This is a genomic window from Coriobacteriia bacterium, from assembly GCA_030652115.1.
Taxonomy (GTDB): domain Bacteria; phylum Actinomycetota; class Coriobacteriia; order Anaerosomatales; family Anaerosomataceae; genus UBA6100.
Window position 1 is genome coordinate 1 of sequence record JAUSBK010000005.1, and the last position, 5362, is coordinate 5362.

At 40.5% G+C, this 5362-nt stretch carries 3 protein-coding genes; all 3 read right to left on the reverse strand.

Annotation, left to right across the window (positions count from 1 at the left end):
* Nucleotides 1-164: 164 nt before the first annotated feature.
* The 3 genes from Q7W51_03980 to Q7W51_03990 all read right to left on the reverse strand — a co-directional run bounded on the left by Q7W51_03980 (nt 165) and on the right by Q7W51_03990 (nt 5160).
* Complete coding sequence (locus Q7W51_03980; protein ID MDO8847527.1) at nt 165-1265, reverse strand: toll/interleukin-1 receptor domain-containing protein; 1101 nt, start codon at nt 1263-1265, stop codon at nt 165-167.
* A gap of 1204 nt (nt 1266-2469) precedes the next feature.
* Entirely contained in the window at nt 2470-4302 is a 1833-nt protein-coding gene (locus Q7W51_03985) for an ATP-binding protein (protein ID MDO8847528.1), read from the reverse strand.
* A gap of 141 nt (nt 4303-4443) precedes the next feature.
* Complete coding sequence (locus Q7W51_03990) at nt 4444-5160, reverse strand: toll/interleukin-1 receptor domain-containing protein (GenBank protein MDO8847529.1); 717 nt, start codon at nt 5158-5160, stop codon at nt 4444-4446.
* Between the last annotated feature and the right edge of the window lie 202 nt (nt 5161-5362).

The following is a 5362-nucleotide window of genomic DNA, read 5'->3' on the forward strand; positions in this document are numbered from 1 at the left end:
CCTGAGAAAAGTGCATATCATTCGATTGCACTTCTGACAGAATCCTTTGAAAAAGATATTTCCTTGTTATTACCCCGGGCTTGTTCAACCATGGATAAGATTGTGGATCGCTGCGCGCTCACAATCTATCCTTATTCGTTATATTGTTCTTTGTAATTATATCTTCATCCATATTGTTCGATTTCTTCTTTGGTTAAATGAATAGCTGTATTCCCAACTATTTTGTTTCTGTGTTTACGTAGGATTTCCAGAAAACGATGGTCGTAAGGTATATAGTTTTGGCCTAACTTAATAGCCAATTCATTGATTGGGATCGCAGCATATTTTTTACAAAACCATTCAGCCTGAAAGGCATCGCCGTTTACTTTTTGATCTATTTCATTTTTTGTATATATTTTTGCGTTGTTCAATTCGAAGGTATAGCCTTTAGATTCTTTTGCCATCCATGTGAATACTTTGCTAATAAGGGTTCTTGGAACGTTGAGTAAAAAAAATCCATCTACATCATGATGCTCCCCTAAGAAAGAATCATTAGGGTTTATAACCGAATAGATTTTATTGAAATCTGTTACGTCGATCTCGTTATCAAATATGATTGTTTTCATGTCAGATATAATTGACAAGAAATCTCCAATATTTCGCTGAATATTTTCGATTTTTTTCAACTCGTTAATAGTTTCAATTCTATTAAGTTCATCAATATCTGACGATGACTTTTTAAGTTCTATAAATTTATCTTGCCAGAATTTTATGTATATATTTATTCCTTTGATATCAAATATATTTGCATCTTTTTGCACTAAAGGAAGAATTCTGTCTTTATAGTTTTTCTCTTTGAGAAACTCAGTTACTTCAAACATGCAATTTATGGATTTCAAATAATCTTCACTAATTACAACCAAGCAAAAATCAGATGATCTAATTTGTTTCATGAACTTCTTGATACTTTGTCTGTATTCAACATCTCTTACATCACGATTCAGAGTAATATTTTTTGTTTTAAATAAGATATCTAGGTAATCTGCAATGGCTGAATTTTTCCAAGAATAAGATAAAAAGATCTTATCCTTGTCACTAGTTTCGTTGGTTGCCATATTTTGTTTACTAGAAGATTGTTTTTTTTCTTCTAAACGTTTTTGATAGCACGTTTTGAGATAAGCAAATTTGTCACGTTGGAATCGTGATCTATGACCAAGATTTATTTCAAACAGCATTTCGTCTGTTGAAAGAGATTCTATTCGTTTTTTCTTTTCGTCGTTTAGCATTTTATTAATATAACATCCTTCGCTTCAGCTGCGGGCCGAGACTGGCGCGCCGGGTGCCCTGCAGCCGGCGTGACAGGCCGGATCCGTCAGCTGCAAGCGAGAGTTAGAGGGCACGCTTTTCAATCTCGCTAAACGCGAGCGTCTTGACCAAGGCCTCTTCTGTCTGAAAGAGGCTGAATCTCGTTACGTTATACTCATATAAGTAGCTTAGTGCAGTCATTCTCTCCGAGCTCGGAATAGTGAATTTGATAAGAATATCCTGCCCTTGTTCCGATTGCTGAAATGCATCCTCATGACTGACGAACTTATGATCATCACCCTCTTCCTGATGGGCTACTGTATACCAAGCCTGTTGCAGAAAATGACGCCTGTGCGTTCTCACATAAGGTCCCTGTACCCTAACTCGTGGCTTCCCATGCCAGGAGAACCTGTGCCCTTCCGTGTTCTCTATGTATGCGTAGATAGCAATACGATCAGCTCGAAGGCACTCTTCAAAAGCAAAGAACGCTGCAATCCAGGGGGAAAAGCTCCAATCAAGAAGCGGTGAAGGGAATCCATGATGTCGCAGGTAAACCCAATAGTCATAGTGGGGGATGAGATCTGGACCTTCGTGAAGCGCATGTGTGACCTCATCGCGAACAGTAGACCATTGATTGGATATACCCCATGATCTATCAAGGTATGATTCAAGTTGTGGCAAACAAGTATGGGCCACTTCCATATATGATGTAATAGTCCAAGCAATCGATGAGGAGAATCTCTCTAAAGTGGTTCGCAAGTGCCAACACTCATCCGCCTGTCCTCGGTAGAGAATATGGTTCGGGAACTTGCGACCGTCACATTCATAGGTTCCGTATCGCTGCCGAATGTCTTCTAGCTCCCGGATGAAGTCAGCCCAACTACTCAAAGAAATCGTTTCCATATGTCCCTCTAACGCTGCTGTTGAGCCTCGAGCATCGCAGGCTGTAGGGCAAGCGGCTTTTATGCTTGTGCTGCAGCTGAGAAGCGCAGTGGCTCGAACGCCTTGATAGGTGTAGCCATAGGCGGAACCTGTCAGGGTGTTCGAGTTTACTCAACAGCAGCGATAAGCTCGTCCGCGTCAGCGGGCGAGCTTATCGTTTGAATTAACCTGAAAAAAGGGTGCGTAACAAGGTGTGCAGGAATACCGCAAACACAGCGCGGGACGGGAAGCAAAGCCAAACCCCTAACCCCTTTTTTTCAGGTTTAATGACTTGTTAGATTTTTGTTTCATATTTTCAATATACTCAGAAATAGTTGCAATATGTCCGTCTATATCAATAGTTTTTTTCCTTATTAACTCTTGAGCAGAAGAGTCTTCGGCAAAATGAACGAAGCAATAATTATACGGGCGTTTGTTATATCTATTTATTGGTTGTCTAATATTAGAAATACTTCCATATCTATTGAATATTTCCTTTAATCTTTCTTCGCCAATATCAGATGGAAGATTGAAAACGAATATAGCGTTTAATACTTTAGTTTGATTTAAAATTTGCTGACGACCTGGAGAAACAACTTTATATCTCCCAACCCTTTGTTTTTTAATTTTTTGCCGTTTGCTCATTGCTGTTGCTGCTGAAGAAGTCCTTGTCTCATCTAGTAGTCCTAACACCCTGAGGCTTGTTACTACAGAGTCGTAAGTATCTCTATCGTTTGTTGATAATGCTTTATAAATGTCATTCGGAGAAATTTCTTTATCGTGAAGTCCTAATGCGACAATCCGTTTTTGCAATTTGTTTAATCTGTAAGATTCAAACAAGGAAAGCCACTCAAGCTCCTTATTCGAATAAATGCTTTTGTTTTCAATAGTTAGATGAAAACTATTTTCCTTTGATTCAAGTATAGGATTACCAATTTCGTTATCATTCAATATTTCATATATTCTCTTGATGCCTTCTCCCATTTCTCTCATAAATTTATTTTCTCTTAGAACCTTTGCTACGTAAGTATTTCTAGATTCATGTACATTTCTGAACAATAACAAATCTTCTATTTTTATAGAGGAAAGTAGCAAACCAGGGCTTTTAATTGTAAGTCTGTCTGAGTAAATAATAAAATCAATACTGTTTGATATGGTGTAATCACGGTGCGCGATAGCATTGACTAATGCTTCTCTGCAAGCAATTTCTGGATATATATATTGGCTTTGGAAAGTTGCATCAGGACCGAACTCAGTCTTACCAATTAAAAAAGGCCTTAAAAAGTCCCAACCATTTGTTAACAGCCTAAAAGCATTTCCAACATATCTTTCATCAACGGTCACATTATAGTCTGCTCCTGATAGCAACTCATTCCCATTAACCTTTATTACTCTTAATTCGCACCTGGGTATCCAGTTTTCGATCTTTTTACTAAACAAGATTATAGCTGCTCGACGTAAGCGCAATCCTGCAGGTGTGTATTCTCCAATACCGATCTGTTGCAAGTACTTCTCAATTGAGATTCCAGGCAGATAGTTTCTTGAAAGTTCAGACAGAAGCTCCAGGTCTAAATCTGAAACATTTGCTCCATCCAAGAATTCACGATCAAACTCTCTAGAACGTTGTTCTGATCGTTCGATAATAATTGTATTGAAATCAATTGGGATAGTTTCTTTATCCTTCCTTCTTACACACCTTCCATCAGGAAGTTGATATATTTGGCCGTCACTTTTTGAAACTGAAAAGAATAGTATTATTGTCTCTTCGAGATTAATTTTAGTGCGATACAACAGTGGTAGTTTCTGATCATTATACACATGCGTATATGGTGCATTTAGCATGGTTTCAATTTGCTCTTCAGTATGTTTTAGGCCAGTGATTTCTCCACTATCTTCTACTCCTATCAGTAAGTCGCCACCATCCGCATTAGTAAATGCAACAAGGGCTTCACCTATTTCTTTACATATTTTTGTGGGGTTTCTTAGCTGTTTATCTCCTGGTTTTCCTTCCTTTGCACTTTTGAATTCACGAAAATGGCTTTCACCTAGAAGGATTGTATTTTTGACTCGTTCAATTAAAAGTAGAGGTTCATTCATGACATTTCTCTTAAGTAGGTTATTAGGGTATGGCAGTTATAGAATAACTATTCTTTAAATCTAACGCCAAAATTCAGCCGACCGCGCCAATGTACTAGGCTCGAAGAAAGTTGCTCCACGCGGTCGGCTGTAATTTTATTGTTAGCCATCATTATTCCTCTTGTCTTTGGCTTTCCTTCGTGAGGGCGTCTCGGACTCAGCCTCCTGTCTATCCAACTCCTCAAATTCACCCCTGAGGCTGTTCCAAAGGTCGAGCCACTTAACCCTAGGAGACTTGCGAAGATCGATTTTGTTTGGCCAGTCCGAAGAAGCTCCAAGGAAGTTATCCTGACTATAAAGGGTCAACTGAGCCTCGTGAAGGTCAGACCGTCTTACGAAGCGCGACCTCGCAGTGACATTGAGTGCCGCAAGTATGGATTGCACAACTGGATCAAGGCCATCATCAGTTCTAATGCCCTTCTTGCCGGCCAGAGTCGGAGAGTAGCGAGATATATCTACTTGGTTAACCTCATGCCAAATGGGCAGCAGTACTTTCTGCTTCCTGACGTTTTCCAAGGCGGCGACCCCGTCCAGCTCCTCCATCGTCCAGTGTTTAAGAAAGAAGGCCTTGCTCAATACTATCACTGCGTAATCGCATTCCCGAAGTCCTTCGTCTATGCGTGCTTTCAGACTATCGCCGAGAAACAGGGAAAACTCGTCGTACCAAACCATGAGGCCATTGCAAATTAAGGCCTCAGCCAAGGGTTTCGCCACAGCATCCTTATCCTCCGACGCGTGACTAATAAATAGCTTCTTGAGCACAGGGTCGTCGGTCCTGGTAAAATTAAACGAGGCTATGTGAACCTTCCTCATCTTCATGGTCCTCTCCTAGGCTAACGCTGCTGTTGAGCCTCGTGCATCGCAGGCTGTGGGGCAAGCGGTTTTTATGCTTGTGCTGCAGCTGAGAAGCGCAGTGGCTCGAACGCCTTGATAGGTGTAGCCTTTAGGCGGAACCTGTCAGGGTGTTCGAGTTTACTCAACAGCAGCGATAAGCTCGTCCGCGTCAGCGGGCGAGCTTATC

What these genes read in the sequence shown, in the direction of transcription:
- Q7W51_03980 (MDO8847527.1), bottom strand. Translation starts at nt 1,265, where the DNA reads ATGCTAAACGACGAAAAGAAAAAACGAATAGAATCTCTTTCAACAGAC.
- Q7W51_03985 (MDO8847528.1), bottom strand. Translation starts at nt 4,302, where the DNA reads ATGAATGAACCTCTACTTTTAATTGAACGAGTCAAAAATACAATCCTT.
- Q7W51_03990 (MDO8847529.1), bottom strand. Translation starts at nt 5,160, where the DNA reads ATGAAGATGAGGAAGGTTCACATAGCCTCGTTTAATTTTACCAGGACC.